Consider the following 24,983-nt stretch of genomic DNA (forward strand, 5'->3'; position numbering starts at 1 on the left):
CGTGGGATCGCGGCTGAACAGGCTGACCTCGCGCGGCGCGGTCGTCCTCGGCCTGGGCATCTCGCTGGCCGCCGCCGGGGTGCTGCTCGGGGTGCCCGACCTCACCCGGGCCGGGGCGCTCCTGCTCGTCCTGCCCCTCCTCGCCCGGCTGCTCGTCTCCCGCCCCTTCGGGCTCGTCACCTCGCGCACCGTCGACCCGCCGAAGGTCACGACGGGCACCCCCGCCTCGGTCCACCTCGTGCTGCGCAACACCGGCCGCACGACCTCTCCCCTGCTCGTCGCCGAGGACCAGGTGACGTACGCCCTGGGCGACCGGCCCCGCATGCTCGTCGCCCGCCTGGCCCCCGGCGAGGAGCGCGAGGTGCAGTACCGCGTGCGCTCCCACGTGCGCGGGCGGCACCCCGTCGGCCCGCTGAGCGTGCGGGTCACCGACGCCTTCGGCATGGCCCATCGCGAGGTCGTGGTCCCCGGCACCGACAGCGTGCTCGTCCTGCCGCGCACCGTGCCCCTGCGCGGCACGCCCGTCATGCGCGCCGGGTCCGGGGGCGACGAGTCCTCCTCGCACCAGCTCGCGCTGCACGGCGAGAGCGACGTCGGCGTGCGCGAGTACCGCAGCGGTGACGAGCTGCGCCGCATCCACTGGCCGTCGACCGCGCGCACCGGCCAGATGATGGTGCGACAGGACGAGCAGCCCGGCCGGCGCCGGGCCCTCGTCCTCCTCGACAACCGGGCGAGCTCGCACGCCGGCACCGGCGGCGGCGGCTCCCTCGAGTGGTCGGTGAGCGCGACGGCCTCCGTCGCCACCCACCTCGTGGCCCACGGCCTCGAGACCTACCTCGCGACCGCCGACGAGACGAGCGAGCCGCTGGCCCCGCTCGGCGGCGTCGACGACGCGCTCGAGGCCCTCGCCGTCGTCGCCACCTGCTCCCGACCCGGGCCGGACGGGCTCGTCGACGCCGCGACCGAGGTCGCGGCGACCGGCGGGGGCACGGTCGTCGCCGTCGTCGGGCCGCTCGAGCACGAGCAGGCCCAGCGCCTCACCCGCACCGGCCACGGCATCGCCTTCGTCGTCGACCCCGACTCCTTCGAGCAGGCCGGCGAGCGGCCGAGCACGACGGCGGCCGCGCTCACGGCCGGCGGCTGGCGAGCGGTCGACGTGCAGCCGGGGTCGCGCATCGCCGAGGTGTGGGACCACCTCGTCGCCGCCCGGGCGGGGGTCGCCTGATGCGCCAGGCGATCACCTCCGTCATCACCGCCCTCGCCGTCCTCGCGGCCGCGGCCTCGTTGCGCTACCTCTTCGTCGACTCCTCCTTCATGCGCCCCGCGGCGCTCGTCGTCATCGTCGTCGTCGGGCTCGGCGTCGCCCTGCGCACGCGCACCCGGGCCGTCACCGTCCTGCTGCCCGTCCAGGCCCTCGGCTTGGCTCTCGCCCTCGCCTGGCTCTTCGCGCGCGACACGCTGTGGTTCGCGCTGCCGACGACGCGCACCGTCGAGCGGGCCGTCGAGCTCGTCCTGCAGTCGCAGGACACGATCACGTCCTACGCCGCGCCGGCCCCGGTCGACGCCGGCGTCACCTTCTCGCTCACGGCCATCGTCGGTCTCGTCGCCCTCACCGCCGACCTCGCCGCGGCGACGGCCGAGTCGCCGACCATCGCGGGCCTGCCGGTGCTGGCGCTCTACGCGATCAGCGCCGCGAACGCCCAGACCAGCCTGCCGTGGCACGCCTTCGCCGCCCCCGCCGCCCTGTGGCTGCTCGTCCTCGCCCACCAGGACGGCGACCAGCTGCGCCGGTGGGTCAGCCACGTCCCGGGGCACCCGGGCGAGGACGGCGAGGAGCGGGCCCGCCGGGACTTCACGACCCAGGGGGTCGGCCTCGCCGCCGCCGGCATCGCGCTCGCGATCGCCGTGCCGACGGTCGTGCCCCACCTGCCGAGCACCTACATCGGCGACGGGCTGCGCGACGGCACGGGCCAGTCCGAGGGCGGTCGCTCCCGGGTGAGCCTGTCCAGCGAGATCGACCTGCGGCGCTCGCTGCAGGACCCCGACCCCTCCCCCGTCCTGCGCTACCAGACCGACGACCCCAGCCCGCCGCCGCTGCGGGTCGGCGTGGCGACCCGCTTCGTCGACGGCCGGGCCCGGATCGGCTCGGAGATCTCCGGCACGGTCCCGCTCGGCGACGACGACGCCGTGGGGGTCACCCGTTTCGACCAGGAGCGCCGCACGACGACGGTCGTGGAGTCGAAGGTCCGCGCACCGCAGCTGCCGGCCCCCTTCGTCGCCCGTGACGTCCAGGTCGGGGCGCCGTGGAGCATGGACTCCGACGGCGTCGTGCGGGTCGCCGACGACGCGCAGAGCTACACGATCAGCTACGACGAGCCGCTCGACGAGACCGAGGCGGTCCTCGCGGCGGCCGGCGACACCGGGGCGGGCCTGCAGGACCGCGAGGAGTACCTCGCCGTCGAGCCCGAGATCGCCAGCGAGCTCGCCCAGGTCCTCGACGAGGTCGTCGAGCCCGGCGACAGCCAGCTCGAGAGCGCCCAGGCGATCCAGTCCTACCTGCGCGGCAACGACTTCACGTACAGCCTCGAGCTCGACGAGCGCCTCCCGGGCGAGCACCCCATCAGCCAGTTCCTGCGCACGAAGCGCGGCTACTGCCAGCAGTTCGCCGCGACGATGGTCCACCTCGCCCGCGCCGAGGGCATCCCCGCGCGCTTCGTCGTCGGCTTCCTGCCCGGCACCGGCAGCACCCAGGAGCGCGTCGTGCGGGCGTCGGACGCCCACGCGTGGCCCGAGCTGTGGATCGACGGCGTCGGCTGGTTGCGCTTCGAGCCCACCCCCGGCGGCCGTGCCGCGAGCCTGCCGGGCTACTCGCTGCCGCAGCAGGACACGACGTCGTCCACCTCGACGACGAGCTCGAGCACGACGAGCTCGGCGACGAGCACCTCGCAGGACGCGGCGCCCGTCGAGGAGGCCGACACGGGCACCGAGGTCCAGTGGCAGCGCCCGCTGCTCCTCACCCTGCTCGTCGTCGCCCTACTCGCCGTGCTCCCCCTCACCGCCCTGCTGCTGCGCGAGCGCGCCCGCCGGCGGCGCGGGTCGCCCCAGGAGCAGGTCGAGCGCGAGTGGGAGCGGCTCGTCGAGGGGCTGGGCGATCTCGGCATCGACGCGCCGCCCGGTGCCACGCCGCGGGTCTCCGGCGACCACCTCGTGCAGCGCAGCGGGGTCGGCGGCCGCGGCACCGAGCAGATGCATCGCGTCGTCACCACCCTCGAGGGGGCCCGCTACGCCCCTCCCGGACGCCCCGAGCCCGACGAGGTCGAGCAGGTCGGGCGCGACGTCGACGACCTCCTCGCGCGGGTGCGACGCTCGCGCGACACCGGGCGACGGGTCCGGGCCGCGCTCGCCCCGCCGTCGGCGATCCGGTGGTGGGGCTCGCTGCCCGGCCGGGTCGTCGACGTCGTGACGCGCCGCCGATGAGCAGCGGCTCGCGGCCGGGCCACCGGACGAACGAAGGGGGACCCACCGGATGTCCGGTGGGTCCCCCTTCGCGTCGGGCGGGTGCTCAGTCGAGGTAGTCGCGCAGGACCTGCGAGCGCGACGGGTGACGCAGCTTGCTCATCGTCTTGGACTCGATTTGGCGGATCCGCTCGCGGGTCACGCCGTAGACCTTGCCGATCTCGTCGAGCGTCTTGGGCTGGCCGTCGGTGAGGCCGAAGCGCATCGACACGACGCCCGCCTCGCGCTCGGAGAGCGTGTCGAGGACGCTGTGCAGCTGCTCCTGCAGGAGGGTGAAGGAGACCGCGTCGGAGGGCACGACCGCCTCGGAGTCCTCGATGAGGTCACCGAACTCGGAGTCGCCGTCCTCGCCGAGCGGGGTGTGCAGCGAGATCGGCTCGCGGCCGTACTTCTGCACCTCGACGACCTTCTCGGGGGTCATGTCGAGCTCCTTGGCCAGCTCCTCCGGCGTGGGCTCGCGGCCCAGGTCCTGGAGCATCTGGCGCTGGACGCGCGCGAGCTTGTTGATGACCTCGACCATGTGCACCGGGATGCGGATGGTGCGGGCCTGGTCGGCCATCGCGCGGGTGATCGCCTGGCGGATCCACCACGTCGCGTACGTGGAGAACTTGTAGCCCTTCGTGTAGTCGAACTTCTCGACCGCACGGATGAGGCCCAGGTTGCCCTCCTGGATGAGGTCGAGGAAGAGCATGCCGCGACCGGTGTAGCGCTTGGCGAGCGAGACGACGAGACGCAGGTTGGCCTCGAGGAGGTGGTTCTTCGCGTTCTTGCCGTCCTGCGAGATCCACCACAGCTCGTTCTTGAACTTCGTGTCGATCTTCTCGCCCGAGGCGAGCTTCTCCTCGGCGAAGAGGCCGGCCTCGATCCGCTTGGCGAGCTCGACCTCCTGCTCGGCGTTGAGGAGGGCGACCTTGCCGATCTGCTTGAGGTAGTCCTTGACCGGGTCGGCCGTGGCGCCGGCGGTCACGACCTGCTGGGCCGGGGCGTCGTCCTCGTCCTGGTTGGACAGGACGAAGCCGGCGGCCTCGCTCGTGGGAGCGGTCGTCGCGGGGGCCGGGGTGCCGACGGCGGCCTCGGTGGTCTCCTCGCCGTCCTCGGCAGCCTCGTCGGCGATGTCGGCGGGATCGGGCTCGACGTCCTCGACGGGGCCGGCAGCGGCGGCCTTCGCCGCGGTCTTCTTGGTCGTCGTCTTCTTCGCGGTGCTCTTCTTCGCGGCGGTCTTCTTCGCCGGAGCGGCGGCGCCCGCGGCGGCGGCCTTGGTCGTGCCGGCCTTCTTCGCCGCCACCTTCGTCGTCACGGCTCCGTCGGCCGGAGCCTTCTTCGTCGTCGACTTCGTCGTCGCCTTCTTGGCGGGGGACGCTGCCTTCTTGGTGGCGGTCTTCTTGGTGGTGGTCGGTGGCACGTGGACCTCGATTCCCTGTTCCTTCAGCGTCTGAAGCACAACGCGCATCCGAGGGGCGGTAATCCCGGCCTCGCTCACCGCGGCGGCGACGTCCTCTGCCGTGACGTGGCCGGTGGAGCTGCCCTTGCTGAGCAAGGTCTGCACGGCAGGGTGGGCGAAGTCGCGGGGCAGGGAGTCTGACGTGGTCGAGCGGGGCGACAAGGGTCTACCGGCACCTTCCGTGGCGTGTGAGCGGGCTGGGCCCGCGCCACCGAGGATGCATCTGGAGCAGGGTGACTGCCTCCGGAGCAGGTGGCGCCTGGGCGCTCGGCCGCGGGCTTGATCACCATTATAAGTCGAGAGCACGCGAAGGGCCCACGCGACCGTGCGCATGGGCCCTTCGGCGGTGCTGCAGAGCGTCTCGCGTCAGGCGTCAGCCTTCACCGCGAGGACGGGGCACGGGGCGTCGAGGAGCACCCGCTGGGCGTTGGAGCCGAGGATGAGCTTGCCGACGGGGGTGCGGCGGCGCAGCCCGATGACGATGAGCTCGGCATCGGTCTCCTCCGCGACGGCGATGAGGTCCTCGGCCGGCTCCTTGCCGCGCACGAGACCACGCACGTCGACGTCGACGCCGCTGCCGGCGAGGTCGTCGCGCACCCCCTGGAGGGTGGCCTCCTGGGAGGCGGCGTTGTCACCGGTGAAGCCCGAGCCGCCGCGGTCGGAGTGCACGACGACGAGGGGTCGCCCGCGCAGCTTCGCCTCCTCGACCGCACGGTCGAGGGCGGCGCGTCCCTCTTTGGTCGAGACGTAACCAACGACGATCGTCATCTGCGACTCCTTGTCCATGGCTGGTAGTTGCCGCAGACGCTACACCGCGAGCGCGGTGCCGCACGGGCAAGAGGACGGGGCGCGCCGGACGCGTCAGCGGTGCCGGTCGAGGCCGTCGTCGGCGTCTCGGCGTCAGCCGTCGAGGGCTTCGCGCACGATCGTCGCGACCTGCTCGATCTCGGTGAGGAAGCCGTCGTGCCCCGACCGGCTCGTGACGAGCCGCTGGAGCGTGCCCGGGCGCAGCGCGGCGACCTCGTCGGTGAGCCGTGGGGGGTAGAGCCGGTCGCTGTCGACGGCCGCCACCGTGAGCCGCCCGGGGTAGGCCCGCAGCGCCGACTCGAGACCGCCCCGGTCACGCCCGACGTCGTGGGAGTTCATCGCCTCGGTGAGCACGACGTAGGAGTTGGCGTCGAAGCGACCGGCGAGCTTGGTGCCGTGGTGCTCGAGATAGCTCTCGACGGCGAAGGGGGCGTCGGCCCCCTCGGCCTGCCCGCGCCGCCCGAAGCGGTCGTGCAGCTCGATCTCGCTGCGGTAGGTGACGTGGGCGACCTGGCGCGCGATGCTCAGACCGGCGTCGGGGCCCTCGGGCTGCCCGTAGTAGTCGCCCCCGGCGAAGTGGGGGTCGTTGCGGATCGCCATGACCTGGGCCTGCGACCACCCGATCTGCTCCGCCGTCGCGTACGGGGTGCTCGCGAGCACGACGGCCCGCTCGACCCGCTCGGGCTCCGAGAGCGCCCACTCCAGGGCGCGCATGCCGCCCATCGAGCCGCCGACGACCGCGGCCCACCGGGTGACGCCGAGGGCGTCGGCGAGCAGGACCTCCGCGGCCACCTGGTCGCGGATCGTCACCGCTGGGAAGCGCGAACCCCACGGGGCGCCGTCCGGGGCCGGCGAGCTCGGGCCGGTGCTGCCCTGGCACCCGCCGAGCACGTTGGGCGCGACGACGAAGTAGCGGTCGGTGTCGACCGGCGCGCCGGGACCGACCATGCCCTCCCACCACCCGGGCGTCGGGTGACCGGGGCCGCTCGGCCCGACGACGTGGCTGTCGCCGGTGAGGGCGTGCTCGACGAGGACGGCGTTGGAGCCGTCCGGGGCGAGCTCGCCCCACGTCTCGTAGGCGATCCGGACCTCGGGCAGCCGTGCGCCGCGCTCGAGGTCGAGCGGTCCGAGGTCGGCGAAGACCCGGCCGCCGGGGTCGTCGCCCTCGCGCCAGGCCGCGCTCGGGCGCGCCGGGCCTGCCGCGCGGGCGGGCACCGAGGTGGGGATGGGGGTGCCCGGTCGATCTGCACCGGGTCGGACGAATGACGTCACGCTCATGACGGATGCGCTCCTGCAGCCTCGCTCTTGCACGCACCGGGTCGGTGCGGCCAGGTCATCACCCGGGGCACCCCATCGCGAGGAGGGTTGCCGCCCAGCAAGCCGGCGCTTGACGCTGGGTCTCATGACCTGCCCGAAGTGTAACGAGGCGCCGTGGGCGGGGCCACGGGCGTCTCACCCTCAGGCGGCGGGCAACCGGATGCCGTGCGTCACGAGCTGGTCGAGCAGCACCGCGAGCCGGTAGCGGGGGTCGGCCCGCAGGGCTGCCTCGAGGGCGACGCCGGCCAGGGCACCGCTGCCGGACCACCAGGCGACCTGCCCGACGACGGTGAGCAGCGCCGCGCTGCGCGGCTCGGGCACCCGGCGCGCCACGCCGCACAGCCGGTCGAGCAGGGCCTCGACGTCGAGCGCCGCCTCGTCGGCGAGCGCCGGTGCGCCGTCGAGCGCCGGTGCGCCGTCGACCTCTCCCCCGCCGCTGCCCGCCGCGCCGTGGGCCCACGTGCAGCAGCGCGCTGCCGCGGCGGCGGCGCGCAGGTCGTCGGGGTCGATGCCGGGCACCGCGTCCGGCCCGGGGGTGAGGACGGCGAGGAGGGCGTCGCGCCAGGCCCGGTCGCGCAACGACACGACGAGATCGACGACGACCTCGTCGTCGAGGTCGTCGACCGGCTCACGGGCGCTGAGCACGGCCGTCCAGGCGGAGATCGCCCGGGCCCGACCCCGGGGCCCCTTCGGACGGTGGGCCAGGAGAGTCTCGACACGCGTGCTGCACGGGTGGGTCCCCGCGGCGACCTGCTCCGCGAGGTCCGATCGCGTCCGCAGGGGCGCCCGCCCGTGCGCGACGAGCGCGGCGACACCGGGCACCCTGCTCGCCTCGGGGAGCACGACGCCGTCCTCCTCCCACCCCTCGACGTCGCGGTCCGGCGAGTGCCACCGTCCGTCGCGCACGACGACGACCGGGCTGCACCCGATGACGCCTCGGTCGACGAGATCCGCGAGGACGGCGCGCATCCGGGCGGAGGCGCCGGACCGGGTCTCGTAGGCGACGGCGACCACCGCGCGGGCCCGGGTCTGCACGACCTGCCCGACCATCTGGCGCACGGCGCGCTCGGCATGCTCGTCGGGGACGATGTCGCAGCGCTGGATCAGCCCGACGCGTCGCCCGTCGAGGGCGAGCAGGACGAGCGAGTCCTCGGGGTGGAAGCCGAGGAGATAGGGCGCCATGACGGCGATGTCGACAGGGGTGCGGGCTCGGACGGTCTCCATGACCGCACGCTGCCCGGTGGCACGGGCTGCCGTCAGGCCGTCGGGGCGCCCTGTGGACGACGGCTGCGCGGCGGGCGCGCCTGTGGACGACGCACGGGGCCGTCAGTCGCGGACGACCTCGGAGGGCACGGTCGTCGACGTCGCGTAGGCGGATGCGGGGCCCGACGCGTGGCCCGATGCGTAGGCATGGGCACCGGGAGCGGGCGAGCCGGCCTGCTCCCAGGCGATGAAGTCCTCGGTCTCGCGCACGAGCGACACGGCGAGCCAGGACAGGATGACCGCGTCGTCGACGAGGCCGACGACGAGGAGCAGCCCCTCCGGCACGACGTCGATCGGCGAGACGACGTAGCCGAGGCCGAGGAGCATGAGGGTGAGCTGCCCGCTGCTCATCCCCTGGTAGCGCCCGCTGCGGACCGCGCGCACGAGGCGCGGCAGCGCGAGCACCCGCTGGAGCAGGCTGGGCGTGCCGGGACGGGTGGCGCTGCGGACGGCGCCGGCGAGGTTCGCGGCGGCGTGCATGCGGTGTCGTCGGGCCATCGGGCTCCTCCTGGTGAAGGTCCGGGCCGGTCTGGGGCCGGCCGCGAGGAGTAGAACGAGCAGGCGACCCGGAGGATTCCCCCGGGTCGCCCGGTGGTCACGCGGCGGGCGGGAACTCCGTGCGCACGTGGTCGGCGAGCTGCTTGAGCAGCCATGTGTCCATGCCCGCTCCGACGGCCCCGCCGACGACCGGCACCGACTTGCCGAAGCGGGAGAAGGACTTGCGCCCCGCCGTCGACAGGATCCGGAAGCCGACGGCCTTGTTGACGACCATGAGGGCCGGCCCCGGGAGGCGCTGCGCGGCGAGGTTGGTCAGGCGCCCGGACGGGGCGGCCATCCCGGCCTTGGCGAGCAGGTCGTTGGCGTCGGCGCCGACGAGCGCGAGGAGGACCGCGCTGCGGATGCGCGGGTCGGAGATGTCGTGGCCGCGCAGGCGGGCGGTCGCGGCGGTCATCCGGGTCGCGAGGAGGTAGAAGCCCAGGACGTTCGCCGGGAGCGCGACGGGCAGCGTGATGAAGCCGCCGAGGTTGGTGACGAAGCCGCTCGCCGCGACGAGCTTGAGGTGGTCGCGCATGACCTCGTCGACGGCCTTCTCGGCGTTGCCGCCGTGCTTGGCGAGCGCGGCGTCGGCGACCTGGGCGGCCGAGTCGAAGGGGCCGCGCCCGTCGATGCCGGTGTCGAGGAGGCTCTCGACGACCCGGGAGACGGACGCGTTGAGCGCGCCCTGGTCCTTCGGGTCCTGCGCCTGCTCGAGAGCCGTGCGCGTCTGCTGCACCTGCTCCTTCTCGTCCTTGCCGAAGCCGAGCGCGTCGGAGATGCGTCCCACGGGTCCTCCTGGTCTGTCTGCGCCGGGCCGTGTCGCCCGCCGCGTGGTCATCCTGCCCCATCGTGCGCACGCCGAGGCCCCGCAGCCGCCTACCGTGACCCGGTGAGCACGAGACCCCTCCCCGGCGCCGTGCGCGCCCTGGTCCTCGCGCCGGGCGCGGCGCTCGCCGTCGGCGCGGACGACCACGTCGTGCTGGGCCCGGACGTCGCCGGCGGGCTCGCCGCCTTCGGGCCGACCCGGTGGGTCACCTGGTCGGCCCGCGATCTCGCCCCTCTCCTGGCGGCCGGGGCCGCGCTCCCCCGCACGTGGGACGTCGCCGAGGCCCACCGGCTCCTCCACGGCGGGTGGCGTGCCGATCCCGCGACGGCGTGGGCGCACGCCCGGGGCCTCGACCCCGGCGCCCTGCCGGCGCCGGTCGGCGACGACCTCTTCGCCGCGCTGTCCGAGGACGGGGACCCGGACGACCTCGTGCGACCCGACGGGTACCTGCGCGCCGACGCCGGAGCGGTGTGGGCGAGCGAGTCCCTGGCCCGCGGTCTGGACTGGGGGCGCGCGGCCCTGGAGGTGGCCCGCTGGCAGCAGGAGCGTCTCGAGCGGCTCGGCCCGCGGGCGGTCGTCACCGCTCATGCGGAGTCGGCGGCTGCCGTCCTCGCGGTCGAGCTCGAGCGCGACGGGCTGCCCGTCGACCGGGCGGCCCTCGAGGAGCTCGTCCGGCAGGCCGCCGGGCCGCGCCCGCTCACCGAGGCCGACGAGGCTCGCGCCCGTGCCGAGCGCGACGCGCCGGTCCTCGCCAGCGTGCCGGGCATCGGCCGGGTCGACCTGCGCAACCCGGCCGCCGTCCGCAGCCTGCTGGCGACGGCCGGCGTCGACGTCCCGAGCACCCGCAAGTCCGTGCTCGCCGAGCACGTGCATCGCCACCCCGTCGTGCCCGCCCTGCTCGAGTGGCGTCGGCGCGAGCGGATCGCGACGACGTACGGGTGGCGCTGGCTGGCCGAGCACGTCGGCGCGGACGACCGGCTGCGCGGGGCGTGGACGGCGTGCGACGGGGCGGCCGGGCGGATGACGGCTCAGGCCGGGCTCCACAACCTGCCCGCGGAGCTGCGGCCCGGCGTCGCGGCCGCTGCGGGGCACGTCCTCGTGCGGGCCGACCTCGGCCAGGTCGAGCCTCGCGTCCTCGCCGTCGTCTCCGGCGACGAGGCCTTCGCCGCCGCGAGCACGGCCGCCGACCTCTACGAGCCGGTCGCCCAGCGCCTCGGGGTGGAGCGCCCGGTCGCGAAGATCGCCGTGCTCGCCGCGATGTACGGCCAGCGCAGCGGGGCCGCCGGCGAGGCGCTGCGCGGTCTCGAGCGCGCCTACCCGGTCGCCATGGGCCATCTCGACCGCGCGCAGAGGGAGGGCGAAGGGGGACGACCCGTGCGCACCTTCGGCGGGCGGCTCGTGCGCACCGCCTTCGGCGCCGTCGGGCCCGGCGAGGACCCGGGGCCGCTCATCCGCTCACGGGGACGTTTCGCCCGCAACGCCGTCATCCAGGGCTCGGCCGCCGAGCTCTTCAAGGCGTGGGCGGTGACGGTACGCGAGGCCGTGCGGCCGCTCGGCGGTCAGGTCGTCCTGTGCCTGCACGACGAGCTGCTCGTGCACGTGGCGCAGGAGCACGGCGATGAGGTCGCCCGGCTCGTCGACGAGTCGTTGCGGCTCAGCGCCCGCCGGTGGTGCGGTCACGACCGCGTGCGCTTCGTCTCCGACACCTCCGTCGTACGCCGCTGGTCCGAGGCCAAGTAGGCCCCGGACCAGCGTGGACGGCGTCGCGACGAGCGCTCAGCTGTCGCCGTCGTCGACCGTGCGCAGGAAGTCCTCGAACTCCGCACCGAGCTCGTCGGCCGAGGGCAGCTTGTCGTCCTCACCGGCCAGGAGGCTGGGGCGCTCGATGCCGCGCAGGTGCACGTCGTACTGGCGCTCGAGCCCGTGGACGGCCTCGGCGACCTCGGCGTTCTCGCCGATCTCGCGCTCGATCTCGAGGCGGTTCTCGCCGGCCGCCTGGACGAGGGCGTCGTTGGGCAGGTTGAGCCCGGTCGCGTCGACGACCGCGTTGAGCGCCGTGAGCGCGCCGTCGTGGAAGGCCGAGCCCGCGAGGTAGTGCGGCACGTGGATCGCGAAGCCCATGGCGTCGAGACCGGCCTCTCCGAGACGCAGCTCGAGCAGCGAGCCGAGGCTGCCCGGCACCTGCACGGTGCCGAAGACGGGCTTGCGCTCGCCGATGAGGCGCTCGTCCGTGGCGTGCGCCGTCATGCCGATGGGACGGGTGTGCGGCACGGCCATGGGGATGCCGTGCGCCTGGACGACGAGGGTGATGCCGAGCCGCCGCACGAGGTCGGTGACCGCCAGGACGACCGCCTCCCAGCGGTAGTCCGGCTCGGGGCCGGTGAGCAGGTAGTACGCCTGCCCCTCGCGGTCGGTGAGCTGGTAGAGCAGCAGGGCCGGGTCGTCGTAGGAGCCGTAGCGGGTCGCCTCGAAGACGATGACGGGGCGGCGGCCGCGGTAGTCGAGCAGGCTGTCGACGTCGAAGGACGCGACGACGCGGGCCTCGCCCGCGGCGAGCAGGTGGTCGACGAGGATGCGCTGGGTGCCCCCGGCGTCGATGAAGCCGTCGAAGCCCACGATCATCGGCCCGGGCGTGAGCCGGCTCGGGTCGATGTCGACCTCGAAGCGGTAGAGCTCGGTCGGGTCGGTCACGTCGTCCTCCTGGTGATCGGTACGTACATCATCCCCAACGACGCCGGGCCGCACGGGATTCCCCCGCGCGGGTGGCGCGTCGCGGTCAGCCGTGGGGGCGCAGCTCGGCGCGCACGGCGGCGATGGCCGAGCGCACCCGCTTGGCCGAGACCGGCACGGGCACGCCGACGGACTGGGCGAAGAGCGAGACCCGCAGCTCCTCGACGAGCCAGCCGATCGCCCGGACGTCCTCGCGGTCGCGCTCGAGCGGGTCGAGGACGTCGAGCAGGTCGGCGTAGGCGCCCTCGACGCCGTCGACGACCTCCTGCTGCGCCCGGTCGCGGTCGGGCCGCTCGCCGAGCCGGTCGATGCGCACGGAGACGCCGCGCAGGTAACGGGCGAGGTCGCGCAGCCGGCCCAGGCCCGCCGCGGTGACGAAGCCGGGCCCGGCGATGCTCTCGACCTGCGCGCGCATGTCGGCGACGGCCGGGGCGAGGGCGGGCGCGGTGATCCGCTCGAGGGTGCCCAGGACCTCGCGGCGCTGCTGCAGGACCGGCTGGACCTCGCGCACGACGAAGAGGGTGCGCGAGCCGAGATGGGTGCGCACGGCACGCAGCGCGTCGTCGAAGGCGGCGCGGTCCCTCACCTCCCCGGGCACGTGCTCGGCGACGACGTCGTCGACGGCGGCGCCGAGGCAGTCCTCGAGCAGGGCGGGGACCGACCCGTGCGGGTTGTCGCCGAGCGCGAGCTTGTCGGCGTTGGAGAGGCCGGCGAGCACGCGCTTCCACGGGGCCGGGGTGCCGAGCACGAGCAGCCGGCGCACACCGCGTCGACGGGCCGCCTCGGCCTGCGCGGCGTCGGGCAGCACCCGGACGGCGACGGTGTCGCCCTCGTCGACGAGCGCCGGGTAGCCGACGACCTGGCGGGAGCCGCGACCGGACGTCACCGTGCGCGGCAGCTCCTCGAGCTCCCACGTCGTCATGCCCGAGCGCTCGACCGACGCACCCGCCTGGCGCACCCGCGCCTGGACGTGGCCGGCGACCTCGGTGCGCAGGGCGTCGAGATCGGTGCCCTCGGCGAGCCGGCGACCGCGCTCCCCTTCGACCCGGAAGGTCATCCGCAGGTGGGCCGGCACCGCCGAGGGGTCCCACTGCTCCAGCGGCACGGCGACCCCGGTGAGGCTGCGCAGGGCGCGCCCGAGGGCGACGACGAAGGGGGTCTGCCCCACCTCCTCGGGCGGGATGGCCCGCAGGGCGCGGGCGGCGTGGTCCGGCGCGGGGGCGAAGCTGCGGCGGGTCGCCTTCGGCAGCCCGCGGATGAGGGCGGTCGCGAGCTCCTCGCGCAGCCCGGGGACCTGCCAGTCCAGGCCGGTGCCCTCGATCTGGTTGAGCAGGTGCACCGGGAGGTGGACGGTCACGCCGTCGGCCTCGGTGCCGGGCTCGAACTGGTAGGTGAGGCGCAGGTCGTGCTCGCCGTCGCGCCAGGTCGTCGGGTACTGCGCGTCGTCGACGGCCTCGGCGTCGTCGCGCACGAGGTGCTCGGGGGTGAGGGTGAGCAGGTCGGGCTGCTCGCGGCGCGCGGACTTCCACCACCGGTCGAAGTGGGTCCCGGAGACGACCTCGGCGGGGATCCGCTCGTCGTAGAAGGCGACGAGGTCCTCCTCGTCGGTGGCGATCCGTCGCCGGCTGCGCGCCTCGAGCTCCTCGACGCGGGCGATGGCCCGCGCGTTGTCCCGGAAGACCTGGTGGTGGGTCTCCCACTCCCCGGAGACGATCCCCTCGCGGATGAAGAGCTCGCGGGCGAGCACGGGGTCGACGCGCGAGAGCTGCACGGTGCGACCGGCGACGAGCGGCACGCCGTAGAGGGTCACGCGCTCGGTGGCGATCGCGCTCGCCTGACGCTTGGACCACCGCGGCTCGGAGTAGCTGCGGCGCACGAGGTGCGCCCCGGCCCGCTCGGCCCACTCGGGGTCGATCCGGGCGTTGGTGCGCGCCCACAGCCGCGTCGTCTCGACGAGCTCTCCGGCCATGACGACCGGCGGCTGACGGCGGTGGAGCGTCGAGCCGGGCTGGATGGAGAAGCGCGCGCCACGGGCGCCGAGGTAGTCGCGCTTGTCCTCGTCACGGACGCCGACGTGGCTGAGCAGCCCGGCCAGCAGCGCCTGGTGCACGGTGTCCCAGTCCGGGTCGGCCCCCTTCGCCGCTGTCCGCGAGCGCGTGTCGAGACGACGGTCGGTGGCGGCGCGGCGCAGCTGCGCGTGCACGTCCTGCCACTCGCGGATGCGCACGTAGTGGAGGTACTCGCGCTTGCACATCCGGCGGAAGGCGCTCGAGGACAGCTCGCGCTGCTGCTCCTTGAGGTAGACCCACAGCTGCCACCACGTCGCGAAGTCGGAGGTCTCGTGACGGAAGCGCGCGTGCTGCTGGTCGGCCTGCGCCTGCCGCTCGAGCGGGCGCTCGCGGGGGTCCTGGATGGACAGCGCGGAGACGACGACGAGGACCTCGGTGAGGCAGCCGCGGCGGTCGGCCTCGATGAGCATCCGCCCCAGCCGCGGGTCGACGGGCAGCCGGGCGAGGGTCTTGCCGGTGGGCGTGAGGCGGCGGGCCGACCCCTTCGCCCCCCGCTCGGCCGGGTGGACGGCCTCGAGCTCCTCGAGCAGACGCAGTCCGTCGCTCACCTGGCGGGAGTCCGGCGGCTCGACGAAGGGGAAGCGGCTCACGTCCCCCAGGCCGAGGGCGGTCATCTGGAGGATGACCGCGGCGAGGGAGGTGCGCAGGATCTCGGGGTCGGTGAACTCCGGGCGCGCGTCGTGGTCCTCCTGCGAGTACAGGCGCACGCAGATGCCGTCGGAGAGCCGGCCGCAGCGGCCGGCGCGCTGCGACGCGCTCGCCTGGCTCACCGGCTCGACGGGCAGGCGCTGGACCTTCGTGCGCTGGCTGAAGCGGGAGATGCGCGCCATGCCGGTGTCGATGACGTAGCGGATGCCGGGCACGGTGAGCGAGGTCTCGGCGACGTTCGTGGCGAGCACGATGCGCCGGCCGGAGTGGCGGCCGAAGACGCGGTGCTGCTCGGCGGATGAGAGCCGGGCGTACAGCGGCAGCACCTCGGTGCCCGGCAGGTGCATGCCCTCGAGCGCGTCGGCGGCGTCGCGGATCTCGCGCTCGCCGGAGAGGAAGACCAAGATGTCCCGCGCCCCGCCGGGGTCGGGCTCGGTCCACAGCTCCTCGACCGCCCGGCAGATGCCGGTGATCTGGTCGATGTCCTCGCCGTCCTCGCCCTCGCCGACGAGGGGTCGGTAGCGGACCTCGACGGGGTAGGTGCGCCCGGAGACCTCGATGACCGGTGCGGGGGTGCCGTCGGCGTCGGCGAAGTGGGCGGCGAAGCGGTCGGGGTCGATCGTCGCCGAGGTGATGATGACCTTGAGGTCGGGTCGGCGCGGCAGCAGCTGCTTGAGGTAGCCGAGGATGAAGTCGATGTTGAGGCTGCGCTCGTGCGCCTCGTCGATGATGAGCGTGTCGTAGCGGCGCAGGTCGCGGTCGCGCTGCATCTCGTTGAGGAGGATGCCGTCGGTCATCACCTTGACCGCCGTCGCGTCGCTGCTGTGGTCCGAGAAGCGGACCTGGTAGCCGACGAGGCCGCCGAGCTCGACGTGCAGCTCCTCGGCGATGCGCTCGGCCACGCTGCGGGCGGCGATCCGGCGCGGCTGGGTGTGGCCGATCTGGCCGCCCATCCCCCGGCCGACCTCGAGCGCGATCTTCGGCAGCTGGGTGGTCTTGCCCGAGCCGGTCTCGCCGGCGATGACGACGACCTGGTGCTCACGGATCGCGGCCGCGATCTCGTCCTTGACGGCGACGACGGGCAGCTGCTCCGGGTAGTGCAGCTGCGCCGCCGTCATCGGCGCAGCGACGGGTCCGGGCATGCGCGCCAGGATACGTCCGGCCCCGCGCTAGGGCCGCGTCGGCTCCTCGACCCGGTGGGCGGCGGCGGCGCGGCGCCGGTCCTCGCGTCGGGCGTCGCGGCGCTCGCGCTCGTGCGCGTCGGCGTCGGTCATCGGGCGCAGCCGCTCCCGCGTCGTGCCCACGGTGTCGGCGGTCCGCCCGACGTGCCGGGCGACCTTCGTGCTCGACGCGACGCCCTGGACGACCTTCACCGGCCGGGAGGCGCCCGAGACGGCCCGCCAGTCGGCGGCGAGCTCGTCGGCGAGGGCGAGGCCGCTGCGGTCGCGGGCCAGCTGCGTCCCCTTCGCCACGGCGAGCGCGCGGCTGCGGGCGGCGAGCCGGGTCGTGCTCTGCCGGGCGGTGACGTGCCAGGGCTGGTCGAGCGCCCGTGGGGCGCGGGCCGGGCTCGCCGTCCGCGTCGTGCGGCCCACGGCGGTGGCGGCGGTGCTCACGCCCCGCGCCGACCGCAGCGCGCGTCCGCTGCCCTTGATCACCCCGTCGGCGACGAGGTACCTCGAGTCCGAGGCGATCCGGTGCCAGCTGCCGTGCCCGTAGGCCACCCGCAGGCCGGCCTGGCCGAGCGGGTCGAGCGCGGTCCCGAGGGCGAGCGGCTTGAGCAGCCCCGCCCACGGCCCCGTGAAGACCGCGCTGCGCCCGAGGTCTCGGGTGCTCTCGAGCGCGTCGTAGCCGCGCGGGTCGGCGAGATCGGTGCACACCTCGTCGAGGTCGGCGGCGAGCACGGCCTCGTCGCGCCGGGCGTCCTCGCTCGCGGCGGCGTAGGCGCTCTCGTGGGCGAGGACCTCGCGGTGGGCCTCGGCGCGTCGGGCCCGCAGCGCCTCCTCGGCCGGGTGGGGTGCGTAGAGGGCGAGCTGGCGGTCGATCTCGGCCAGGGTGCTGCACGTGCGCTCGTGCGCAGCGGCCGTGCGCTCCATCTCCTCCTGGGTGGTGCGCAGCGTCCGCGAGTAGCGGGTGATGCTCTCGCCCGCGCCGCCCATGCGCGCCCCGACCTGCCGCAGGATCACCGGGACGTCACCCACCTCGCGGGCGAAGGTCTCGCCCGACGGCGACTCCCATACCCCGTGAGTGCTCACCTGCCCGAGGAGCTCGGCGACGAGCGCGACGTTGTCCTCGACGGTCGTGAGGTCGCTGCCGAGGGCGGCGACGGCGTCGGTCGCGGCGAGGTCGACGCGGTAGGGGTCGAGCGCGAGGATGTCGCGCGCGGTCCAGTCGTAGCCGGTCACAGGGTGCCGACCTTCGTCCCGCGCTCGAAGGTCGGTGTCACCGAGCGGCGCACCATGTCGTCGGTGTCGACGTAGCAGGCGCCCGCGGAGCGGGCCAGGCGGGCGAGCGAGGTGAGCTGAGCGCACAGCGTGACCCGGGCGTGCTCGAAGTCGCCGTAGACCCGGTCGACCGCCTCCTCGGCCACCCGGTCGACGAAGCCGTGGTCGACGTCGCCCGCTCCCCGCGTCTGCGCCGACCGCTCCTCCAGGTGGGTCGCGATCTCCTCGAGCCGGTCGCCGAGCGCGGCGATCGCCTCGGCGCTGATGGTCAGCCGTGTCATCCCCGAACGCTAGGTCGACCCGCCACCCCGGCCGACCGAGTTGTCCACAGGCCCTCGTCGGTCGAGGTGCGAGGGCGCCTGCGCCCGAGCCTCGAGACCACCCGAGACGTTCGCACCTGCTCGGGTTGCAACCAGCGCTCGCGCCAACATCTCGGGAGACCACCCGAGACGTTCGCACCTGCTCGGGTTACAACCAGCGCTCGCGCCAACATCTCGGGAGACCACCCCAGACGTTCGCACCTGCTCGGGTTGCAACCAGCGCTCGCGTCGACATCTCGGGCGGGCCCAGCCCGCTGACGACGAAGGGGGGACCCACCACCGGGTGGGTCCCCCCTTCGTCATGACGTCAGCTCGCGGCGCGCTCCTGCGCCTCGCCCGCGGCCGCGGCGAAGCCCCGCTCGAGGTCGGCGACGATGTCGTCGACGTGCTCGATGCCGACGGCCAGGCGCACGAGGCCCGGCGAGACACCGGCCGCGTAGCGACCCTCGTCGCTGCCCTGGCTGTGCGTCGTCGACCACGGGTGGATCGCCAGGCTGCGCACGTCGCCGATGTTCGCGACGTGGCTGTGCAGGGTCAGCCCCTCGACGAAGCGGCGACCCGCCTCCTCGCCGCCGACGATCTCGAAGGTGAGCACGGCGCCAGCACCCTTCGGCGCGTACTTCTGCGCGAGGGCGTGGTGCTTGTGGTCGGGCAGGGACGCCCAGGTGACGTGCTCGACCTGCGGGTGACCGACGAGGAAGTCGGCGACGGCGCGCGTGTTCTCCAGGTGCCGCTCGATGCGCAGCGAGAGCGTCTCGATGCCCTGCGCGACGAGGAAGGCGTTGAAGGGCGAGACCGCCGAACCGAGGTCGCGCAGCAGCTGCACCCGCGCCTTGAGGATGAAGGACAGGTTGGCCCCGAAGGCGCTGCCGACGCCGAGGTCCGGTCCGTAGCGCAGCCCGTGGTAGCTCTCGTCCGGCTCGTTGTAGGACGGGAAGCGCTGCGGGTGCAGCGCGTAGTCGAAGGTCCCGGCGTCGACGATCGCACCGGCGATCGTCGTGCCGTGCCCGCCGAGGTACTTCGTCGCCGAGTGCACGACGACGTCGGCGCCGTGCTCGATCGGGCGCAGGACGTAGGGCGTCGCGACGGTGTTGTCGACGACGAGCGGCAGCCCGAGCTCGTGGGCGACCCCGGCGACCCCCTCGACGTCGAGGATCTCGCCGCTGGGGTTGGAGATCGTCTCGCCGAAGAAGAGCTTGGTGTTCTCCTTCGCCGCGTCGCGCCACTGCTGGAGGTCCGCCGCGTCCTGCACGAAGGTCACCTCGATGCCGTAACGGGGCAGGGTCGAGCCGAGGAGGTTGTACGTGCCGCCGTACAGCGCCGGGCTGGCCACGACGTGGTCGCCGGCCTCGGCGACGTTGAGGATGGCGAAGGTCGTCGCGGCCTGGCCGGACGCGACGAGGAGGGCGCCGACTCCCCCTTCGAGCGCGGCGATGCGCTGCTCGACGACGTCCGTCGTCGGGTTCATCAGGCGGGTGTAGATGTTGCCGAGCTCCTTGAGCCCGAAGAGGTTCGCGGCGTGCTCGGTGGAGTCGAACTGGTAGCTCGTCGTCTGGTAGATCGGCAGCGCGCGGGCGCCGGTCGTCGGGTCGGGGCTCTGCCCGGCGTGGATCTGCTGCGTCTCGAAGTGCCACGTCGTGGGGTCGGACATGAGGGTTCTCCTGGTGTCATCGCGCTTGACCGTGGGCGGGTGCTCACGGACCAGGTCGTCTCCCGGGGCACCCCACCGCGGATGGAGGGTTGCCGACCAGCGAGCCGGGGCTTGACGCTGGTGCTCTTGACCTGCGGGCAGGCTAGCCCGCGTCCTCGCGGCGCGACAGGGCGCGTCTCAGGATGTGGTGGGCGCGCCCGCCGGGGCCGTGCGGCGCAGCCACCACAGCCCGACGAAGGGGAGGACGAGCGGCAGGAAGCCGTAGCCGGAGCCGAAGTGCGACCACACCGTCTTGTCCGGGAAGAGGTCGGGCGCGAGGTAGGACAGCGCCCCGACGAGCAGGACGCCGACGGCCTCGACCGTGATCGTCGCGGAGGCGACGGGGCGCCGGTCGGTGAGCAGGGCCCACGTCGCGACGACGTAGACGAGCGCGGCGAGCGCGCTCAGCAGGTAGGCCAGCGGCGCGCGGTCGAAGTACTCGAGGACCTGGAGGGTCGAGCGGCCCGTGGCCGCGAGCGCGAGGGTGCCGTAGGCGATGACGAGGAGCAGACCGGGGCCGCTGCGCACCGGACGGCCGGTGCGCTCCCCCGTCGCCTCACGCATGGACGGTCCAGATCTGCTGGATGCGCAGGGTCATCACCGCGACGACGAGGGCGCCCCCGAGGACGGCACCCATCGCCCAGCGCGACTTCTCCTTGATGGCGAGGTACGCGAGCGCCGGCGGCACGAGCGGCAGGGTGACCGCGTACGCGGCCATCGTCGGCCCCTCGCCGGGGGTGCGGACCTGCCCCGCGACGACGCAGGCGACGACGGCCTGGACGACGAGGAGCAGCTCGACGACGGCGGCGACGAGCAGCAGCCGGTCGTCGATGACGCGGTCGAGGGCCGTGTAGGCGCCGGCGACCACGGCGAGGACGAGGGAGGCGACCAGGACGATCGTGGTCAACGGCACAAGCACGAGAGCCAAGGGTAGGGCCTGCTCCTGGGCAGGATCGACCCATGCCCGCCGACCGCGACACCCGCGAGCACGTCGGCGGCCCCGTCACGGTCGACACGACGCTCGGCTACGAGCCGCCGCTCGACTGGCAGGGGCTGCTCGACTGGTACCGCTACCACGCGCTCGACGGCGTCGAGGTCGTCGACGACGAGCGCTACCGGCTCGCGCTGGCGCTCCCTCACGGCTCGACGCTCGTCGAGCTGCGCGACGACCCGGGCCAGGACCGGCTCGCCGCCCGGCTCGAGCTCGCCGACGCCGCCGACCACGACGCGGCCGTCGCCGTCCTGCGGCGCATGCTCGACCTCGACACCGATCCCGCCGAGGTCGACGCGCACCTGCGCACGGTCCCGGTGCTCGCTCCCCTCGTCGCGCGGCGCCCGGGCATCCGGCTGCCGGGCACCCCCACCCCCTTCGAAGCGGTGCTGCGGGCGGTCACCGGTCAGCAGGTGAGCGTGGCCGCCGGGCTGACCCAGCTGCACCGGCTCGTCGCCGAGGTCGGCACGCCGAGCGCGCAGGTCGGCGCGCTGCAGCCCTTCCCCGGGTCCGCGGCGGTGCACCCCTTCGGCACCGGGTGGTACCACGGGACGCGGTCACGACGACGGGCGCTCGAGGGGGTCCTCGACCTGGCTGCGGACGGCGGCCTCGACCCGGGTCTCGACCCCGAGGCGACCGGCGCGGCGCTGCACGCCGTGTGGGGTGTCGGGGCGTGGACGGTCGCGAGCACCCTCATGCGCGGGCACGGCGTCGCGGACGTCGACCTGCGTGGCGACCGGGCGCTCGTCGTCGCCCTCGAGCGGCTGACGAGCGAGGTCGACCTGCCGGGCGTCCTGCGCCCGGCGAGCCCGTGGCGCAGCTATGCCGCGCTGCACCTGTGGACCGCGCGACCGCTGGGCAGCCGCTAGCTCGCGAGCGCCCGCTCGTCCCACCGGGGCAGCAGGCTCACGCCGTCGCGGGTCGCGAGATAGGTGCCGAGCAGCTCGACCCCGCCCTCGCGAGCGGCGCGCAGCGCGCTCTCGTGCCAGGCCCGCACCTCGTCGTCGGGCACGCTGCCGCGCGGGCGCCCCACCGCGACGACGACGGCGGCCAGGCTCGCGCCGAGGTGGCCGAAGAAGGCGTCGAAGAGGGCACGGCGCTCCCCTTCGTCGGTCGTGGGGTCGACGCCGTCGACGGTGACCGGCTGGATCATCCGGCCGTCGGCGTCGCACAGGAGGAGGCTGATGCAGCGCCCCTCCCGCTCGTCGTCGCGGACGACGAGGTCGACGACGTCGGCAGCGAGGCGCTCGTCGCGCAGGGACAGGGCGGGCCACCCAGGTGGCAGGTCGGAGAAGGTCATGACCGCAAGACTTGCGCGGGACGGGCCGATCGCCGCGAGCTTTTCCACAGCGCCCGTTACTGTGACGCACGTGGCACTCAGCGTCTTCGACCTCTTCTCCGTCGGCATCGGGCCGTCCAGCTCGCACACGGTGGGACCGATGCGGGCGGCGGTGCTCTTCGTCGAGGGCGTGCGTGAGCGCGGTGACCTGCCCCGCGTGGCGCGGGTCAAGGCCGAGCTCTTCGGCTCGCTCGGCGCGACGGGCCACGGCCACGGCTCGAACACCGCCGTCATGCTCGGCCTGTCCGGCGAGCGGCCCGAGCTGTGCCAGCCCCGCGAGGTCCAGGGCCGTCTCGCCCAGATCCGTGAGAGCGGTCGGCTGAGCCTGCTCGGCGAGCACGAGATCGACTTCGCCGAGGCCGACGACGTCGTCCTGCACCGTCGGGCCACCCTGCCGCTGCACCCCAACGGCATGACCTTCCACGCGTGGGACGCCGCGGGCGAGCTGGTCTCGCAGCGCACGTACTACTCCGTCGGCGGTGGCTTCGTCATCGGCGAGGACGCCTCCGGCTCGACGAAGGTCGTCGAGGACACCACCCCCGTCGCCCATCCCTTCACCACCGGTGACCGCCTGCTGCAGATCTGCGCCGAGACCGGGCTGTCGATCGCCCAGGTCATGCTCGAGAACGAGCTGTCGTGGCGCACCGAGGAGGAGGTGCGCTCCGAGCTGCTCGCGATCTGGCAGGTGATGTCGGAGTGCATCGACAACGGCGCGCGCACCGAGGGCGTGCTCCCGGGGGGGCTGAAGGTCCGCCGCCGTGCGCCCGACCTGCACCGCCGGCTCAAGGTCGAGGGCAGCAGCGACGACCCCCTGCGCGGCATGGACTGGCTCACCCTCTACGCGCTCGCCGTCAACGAGGAGAACGCCGCCGGCGGGCGGGTCGTCACCGCCCCGACGAACGGCGCGGCCGGGATCATCCCCGCGGTGCTGCGCTACTACCTCGACTTCGTGCCCGGTGCTGACGACGACGGGGTCGTGCGATTCCTGCTCACCGCGGCCGCCATCGGTGTCATCTACAAGGAGAACGCGTCGATCTCCGGCGCCGAGGTCGGCTGCCAGGGCGAGGTCGGCTCGGCCTGCTCCATGGCGGCCGGGGCGATGGCCGCGGTCCTCGGCGGCACCCCCGCCCAGGTCGAGAACGCCGCCGAGATCGGCATGGAGCACAACCTCGGCCTCACCTGCGACCCCGTCGGCGGGCTCGTGCAGATCCCGTGCATCGAGCGCAACGCGGTCGCCTCCGTCAAGGCGATCACCGCCGCCCGCACCGCCCTGCGCGGCGACGGCAGCCACGTCGTCTCCCTCGACAAGGTCGTCAAGACGATGCGCGACACCGGGCGCGACATGAAGGTCAAGTACAAGGAGACCGCCCGCGGGGGTCTCGCGGTCAACGTCATCGAGTGCTGACCGTCAGCTGCCGGCAGCAGCACGAAGGGGGTGCCCGGACCGATCGGTCCGGGCACCCCCTTCGTCACGGCTGGGTGATCAGCGCGCGGTGATCAGCGCTTGGTGATCTCCCAGTCGCCGCCGTCGGAGTCGACGACGAGGTACTTCGTGCCGGTCTGGACCGTCGAGGTGCCCTCGTAGGTCTTCTTGTACTCGCTGACGAGACGGTCCGGGTAGTCCTCGCCACCGACGGCCTGGATGGAGATGCGGCCGCCGTAGTCGTTGCTCGAGGTGTACTTCACGCGGATGTCGGAGGACTTGCCGTCCCACTTGAAGACCGCGCCGCCGTTGCCCTTCTGCGAGGAGCCGAAGGCGGGGGCCGTCGAGATCCGCTTGAAGGTGATCTTCCACTTGCCCTCGGACTCGACCTTGATGCGGTTGGTCGAGGCGCTGGAGCCGGTGAGGTTGTACGAGCTCGTGCCCTTCGCCTTGTCGTAGTAGGAGAAGATGCTGTAGTCGCCCGAGGACGAGCCGTTCGCGTCCTCGCCCTTGACCCGGAAGCTGGAGAAGCTCGAGTTGGGGTCACCGAGGAAGTCGGCCTCGATGAGACCGGCGCCGTCCCCCGGCGGGACCTGGATGACGGCGTTGCCGCTGCCCTCGTAGGTCTTGCCGTACTCGCCCTTGGTGACGCCGCTGCCGATCTTCGTGCTGCCACCGCCGGTGGAGTCGCTCGTCGGCGAGGCGTCGGTCGTCGGGGAGTCGGTGCTCGTGTCGCTCGTCGAGGAGTCGTCGCTCGTCGGCGAGTCGCTCGAGGTGTCGCTCGAGGTCTCCGAGGTCGAGGACTCGGAGCTCGAGGAGCTCGCAGTCGTCGTCGGGTCGTCGCCACCGCTGAGGGCGCGGACGCCGAAGAAGCCGAGGACGCACAGCAGGAGCACACCGAGCACGCCGCCGCCGATGATGAGCGGGAGCTTGTTGCTCTTCTGCGGGCCGCCGGGCTGACCGGGGTAGCCGCCCTGCTGGCCGTAGCCCTGCTGGTTGTAGCCCGAAGGACCGCCGGGGCCCTGCTGGCCGTAGCCGCCCTGCTGGCCGTAGCCCGGGGCGCCCGCGCCGGCACCGGCGCCGTAGGAGCTCGTGCCGTAGCCGCTGTCGCCCGAGGACCCGTAAGAGCTCGAGCCGTAGCCGCTGTCACCGCTCGCGCCGTAGGAGCTCGACCCGTACGAGGAGTCACCCGACCCGTAGCCCGAGCCCGCGCTCGGCATGGCCTCGGTCTCCGGCGACTTGTCGGCGCTCGGACGGATCCGGGTCGCCTCGTCGACGTCAGAGGCGTCCTGACCGGCAGCCCCCTGCTGGTCGTTGCCGAAGCCCTCGGGCGTCGGCTGACGGTGATCCGTCCAGCTGCTGCCGTCCCAGTACCGGATCTGGCCGGACTGCTCGGGGTCCGGGTACCAGCCCGCTGCCCACTCGCTCATCGTGCTCCCCTTGTCAGGTGGTGTGTCTTGTGCGGCGAAGGCTACCTGCGCCGGATGGGTGCGAGGCGCACCGATCTCGTGTCGTTTCGGCGACGACCCGCGATCTGCCCCGGTATCTCGGGGTTGTCGTCATGTCGGGGGAGCACTCCCCCGGCGCATGTCTGCGGAAAGCGCGGGGCCCCGGCCGCAGCATCG

General features: G+C 74.0%; 20 protein-coding genes and 2 riboswitches. Of the genes, 5 read left to right on the forward strand and 15 right to left on the reverse strand.

Annotation, left to right across the window (positions count from 1 at the left end; genetic code table 11):
- Position 1: 1 nt before the first annotated feature.
- On the forward strand, positions 2-1,225 hold the full coding sequence (locus ABIB53_RS01145; protein ID WP_354586786.1) for a DUF58 domain-containing protein: 1,224 nt from the start codon (positions 2-4) through the stop codon (positions 1,223-1,225).
- Positions 1,225-3,477 carry a transglutaminase TgpA family protein gene (locus ABIB53_RS01150; RefSeq protein WP_354586787.1) on the forward strand — a complete coding sequence of 751 codons (2,253 nt, stop codon included), beginning with the start codon at positions 1,225-1,227 and terminating at the stop codon, positions 3,475-3,477. Before ABIB53_RS01145 ends, ABIB53_RS01150 begins: the two co-directional genes overlap by 1 nt.
- Before the next feature lie 85 nt (positions 3,478-3,562).
- Here ABIB53_RS01150 and ABIB53_RS01155 read toward each other — a convergent pair whose 3' ends face one another.
- The 6 genes from ABIB53_RS01155 to ABIB53_RS01180 all read right to left on the reverse strand — a co-directional run bounded on the left by ABIB53_RS01155 (position 3,563) and on the right by ABIB53_RS01180 (position 9,668).
- A complete protein-coding gene (locus ABIB53_RS01155; protein WP_354586788.1) occupies positions 3,563-5,119 on the reverse strand; it encodes an RNA polymerase sigma factor in 1,557 nt (518 codons plus the stop codon).
- Positions 5,120-5,323: 204 nt separating this feature from the next.
- The gene (locus tag ABIB53_RS01160; RefSeq protein ID WP_354586789.1) at positions 5,324-5,725 is read right to left on the reverse strand and encodes a universal stress protein; all 402 of its coding nucleotides are present in this window, start codon (positions 5,723-5,725) and stop codon (positions 5,324-5,326) included.
- Positions 5,726-5,857: 132 nt separating this feature from the next.
- Positions 5,858-7,042: a homoserine O-acetyltransferase MetX gene (metX, locus tag ABIB53_RS01165; protein ID WP_354586791.1), complete on the reverse strand. Its 1,185-nt coding sequence runs from the start codon at positions 7,040-7,042 to the stop codon at positions 5,858-5,860.
- Between the two features lie 18 nt (positions 7,043-7,060).
- Positions 7,061-7,172, reverse strand: a riboswitch (SAM riboswitch).
- 50 nt (positions 7,173-7,222) lie between these two features.
- Positions 7,223-8,305 carry a DUF4192 domain-containing protein gene (locus ABIB53_RS01170; RefSeq protein WP_354586792.1) on the reverse strand — a complete coding sequence of 361 codons (1,083 nt, stop codon included), beginning with the start codon at positions 8,303-8,305 and terminating at the stop codon, positions 7,223-7,225.
- Positions 8,306-8,407: 102 nt separating this feature from the next.
- A complete protein-coding gene (locus tag ABIB53_RS01175; RefSeq protein WP_354586793.1) occupies positions 8,408-8,842 on the reverse strand; it encodes a YkvA family protein in 435 nt (144 codons plus the stop codon).
- 97 nt (positions 8,843-8,939) lie between these two features.
- Positions 8,940-9,668: an EcsC family protein gene (locus ABIB53_RS01180; protein ID WP_318240809.1), complete on the reverse strand. Its 729-nt coding sequence runs from the start codon at positions 9,666-9,668 to the stop codon at positions 8,940-8,942.
- A gap of 102 nt (positions 9,669-9,770) precedes the next feature.
- Here ABIB53_RS01180 and ABIB53_RS01185 point away from each other — a divergent pair, with 102 nt between their 5' ends.
- Positions 9,771-11,447 (forward strand): DNA polymerase, encoded by a 1,677-nt coding sequence (locus ABIB53_RS01185; RefSeq protein ID WP_354586794.1) that lies wholly within the window; start codon positions 9,771-9,773, stop codon positions 11,445-11,447.
- Between the two features lie 36 nt (positions 11,448-11,483).
- Here the strand turns inward: ABIB53_RS01185 and ABIB53_RS01190 are convergent, their stop codons facing one another.
- The 7 genes from ABIB53_RS01190 to ABIB53_RS01220 all read right to left on the reverse strand — a co-directional run bounded on the left by ABIB53_RS01190 (position 11,484) and on the right by ABIB53_RS01220 (position 20,512).
- Complete coding sequence (locus tag ABIB53_RS01190; protein ID WP_068275006.1) at positions 11,484-12,398, reverse strand: PAC2 family protein; 915 nt, start codon at positions 12,396-12,398, stop codon at positions 11,484-11,486.
- Between the two features lie 85 nt (positions 12,399-12,483).
- A complete protein-coding gene (gene hrpA, locus ABIB53_RS01195; protein WP_354586795.1) occupies positions 12,484-16,296 on the reverse strand; it encodes an ATP-dependent RNA helicase HrpA in 3,813 nt (1,270 codons plus the stop codon).
- A 27-nt stretch (positions 16,297-16,323) separates the two neighbouring features.
- Positions 16,324-17,556, reverse strand: coding sequence for a hypothetical protein (locus tag ABIB53_RS01200; protein WP_354586796.1), 1,233 nt, complete (start codon positions 17,554-17,556; stop codon positions 16,324-16,326).
- Entirely contained in the window at positions 17,553-17,876 is a 324-nt protein-coding gene (locus ABIB53_RS01205) for a hypothetical protein (protein WP_123092861.1), read from the reverse strand. The genes ABIB53_RS01200 and ABIB53_RS01205 overlap by 4 nt, the downstream gene beginning before the upstream one ends.
- 346 nt (positions 17,877-18,222) lie before the next feature.
- Positions 18,223-19,566: a bifunctional o-acetylhomoserine/o-acetylserine sulfhydrylase gene (locus ABIB53_RS01210; RefSeq protein WP_354586797.1), complete on the reverse strand. Its 1,344-nt coding sequence runs from the start codon at positions 19,564-19,566 to the stop codon at positions 18,223-18,225.
- A 16-nt stretch (positions 19,567-19,582) separates the two neighbouring features.
- A riboswitch (SAM riboswitch) is annotated at positions 19,583-19,698 on the reverse strand.
- A 45-nt stretch (positions 19,699-19,743) separates the two neighbouring features.
- Positions 19,744-20,169 (reverse strand): hypothetical protein, encoded by a 426-nt coding sequence (locus ABIB53_RS01215; protein ID WP_354586798.1) that lies wholly within the window; start codon positions 20,167-20,169, stop codon positions 19,744-19,746.
- Positions 20,162-20,512, reverse strand: coding sequence for a hypothetical protein (locus ABIB53_RS01220; RefSeq protein WP_123092855.1), 351 nt, complete (start codon positions 20,510-20,512; stop codon positions 20,162-20,164). Before ABIB53_RS01220 ends, ABIB53_RS01215 begins: the two co-directional genes overlap by 8 nt.
- A 53-nt stretch (positions 20,513-20,565) precedes the next feature.
- Between ABIB53_RS01220 and ABIB53_RS01225 the strand changes: the two genes are divergently transcribed.
- On the forward strand, positions 20,566-21,465 hold the full coding sequence (locus tag ABIB53_RS01225) for a DNA-3-methyladenine glycosylase family protein (RefSeq protein ID WP_354586800.1): 900 nt from the start codon (positions 20,566-20,568) through the stop codon (positions 21,463-21,465).
- Here the strand turns inward: ABIB53_RS01225 and ABIB53_RS01230 are convergent.
- On the reverse strand, positions 21,462-21,896 hold the full coding sequence (locus tag ABIB53_RS01230; protein WP_354586801.1) for a hypothetical protein: 435 nt from the start codon (positions 21,894-21,896) through the stop codon (positions 21,462-21,464). The genes ABIB53_RS01225 and ABIB53_RS01230 overlap by 4 nt on opposite strands.
- Before the next feature lie 70 nt (positions 21,897-21,966).
- Here ABIB53_RS01230 and ABIB53_RS01235 point away from each other — a divergent pair, with 70 nt between their 5' ends.
- Entirely contained in the window at positions 21,967-23,340 is a 1,374-nt protein-coding gene (locus ABIB53_RS01235; RefSeq protein WP_354586802.1) for an L-serine ammonia-lyase, read from the forward strand.
- 92 nt (positions 23,341-23,432) lie between these two features.
- Here the strand turns inward: ABIB53_RS01235 and ABIB53_RS01240 are convergent, their stop codons facing one another.
- Positions 23,433-24,788: a DUF2510 domain-containing protein gene (locus ABIB53_RS01240; RefSeq protein ID WP_354586803.1), complete on the reverse strand. Its 1,356-nt coding sequence runs from the start codon at positions 24,786-24,788 to the stop codon at positions 23,433-23,435.
- Positions 24,789-24,983 lie beyond the last annotated feature (195 nt).

It is taken from the genome of Janibacter sp. UYMM211, assembly GCF_040547045.1.
GTDB lineage: Bacteria > Actinomycetota > Actinomycetes > Actinomycetales > Dermatophilaceae > Marihabitans > Marihabitans melonis.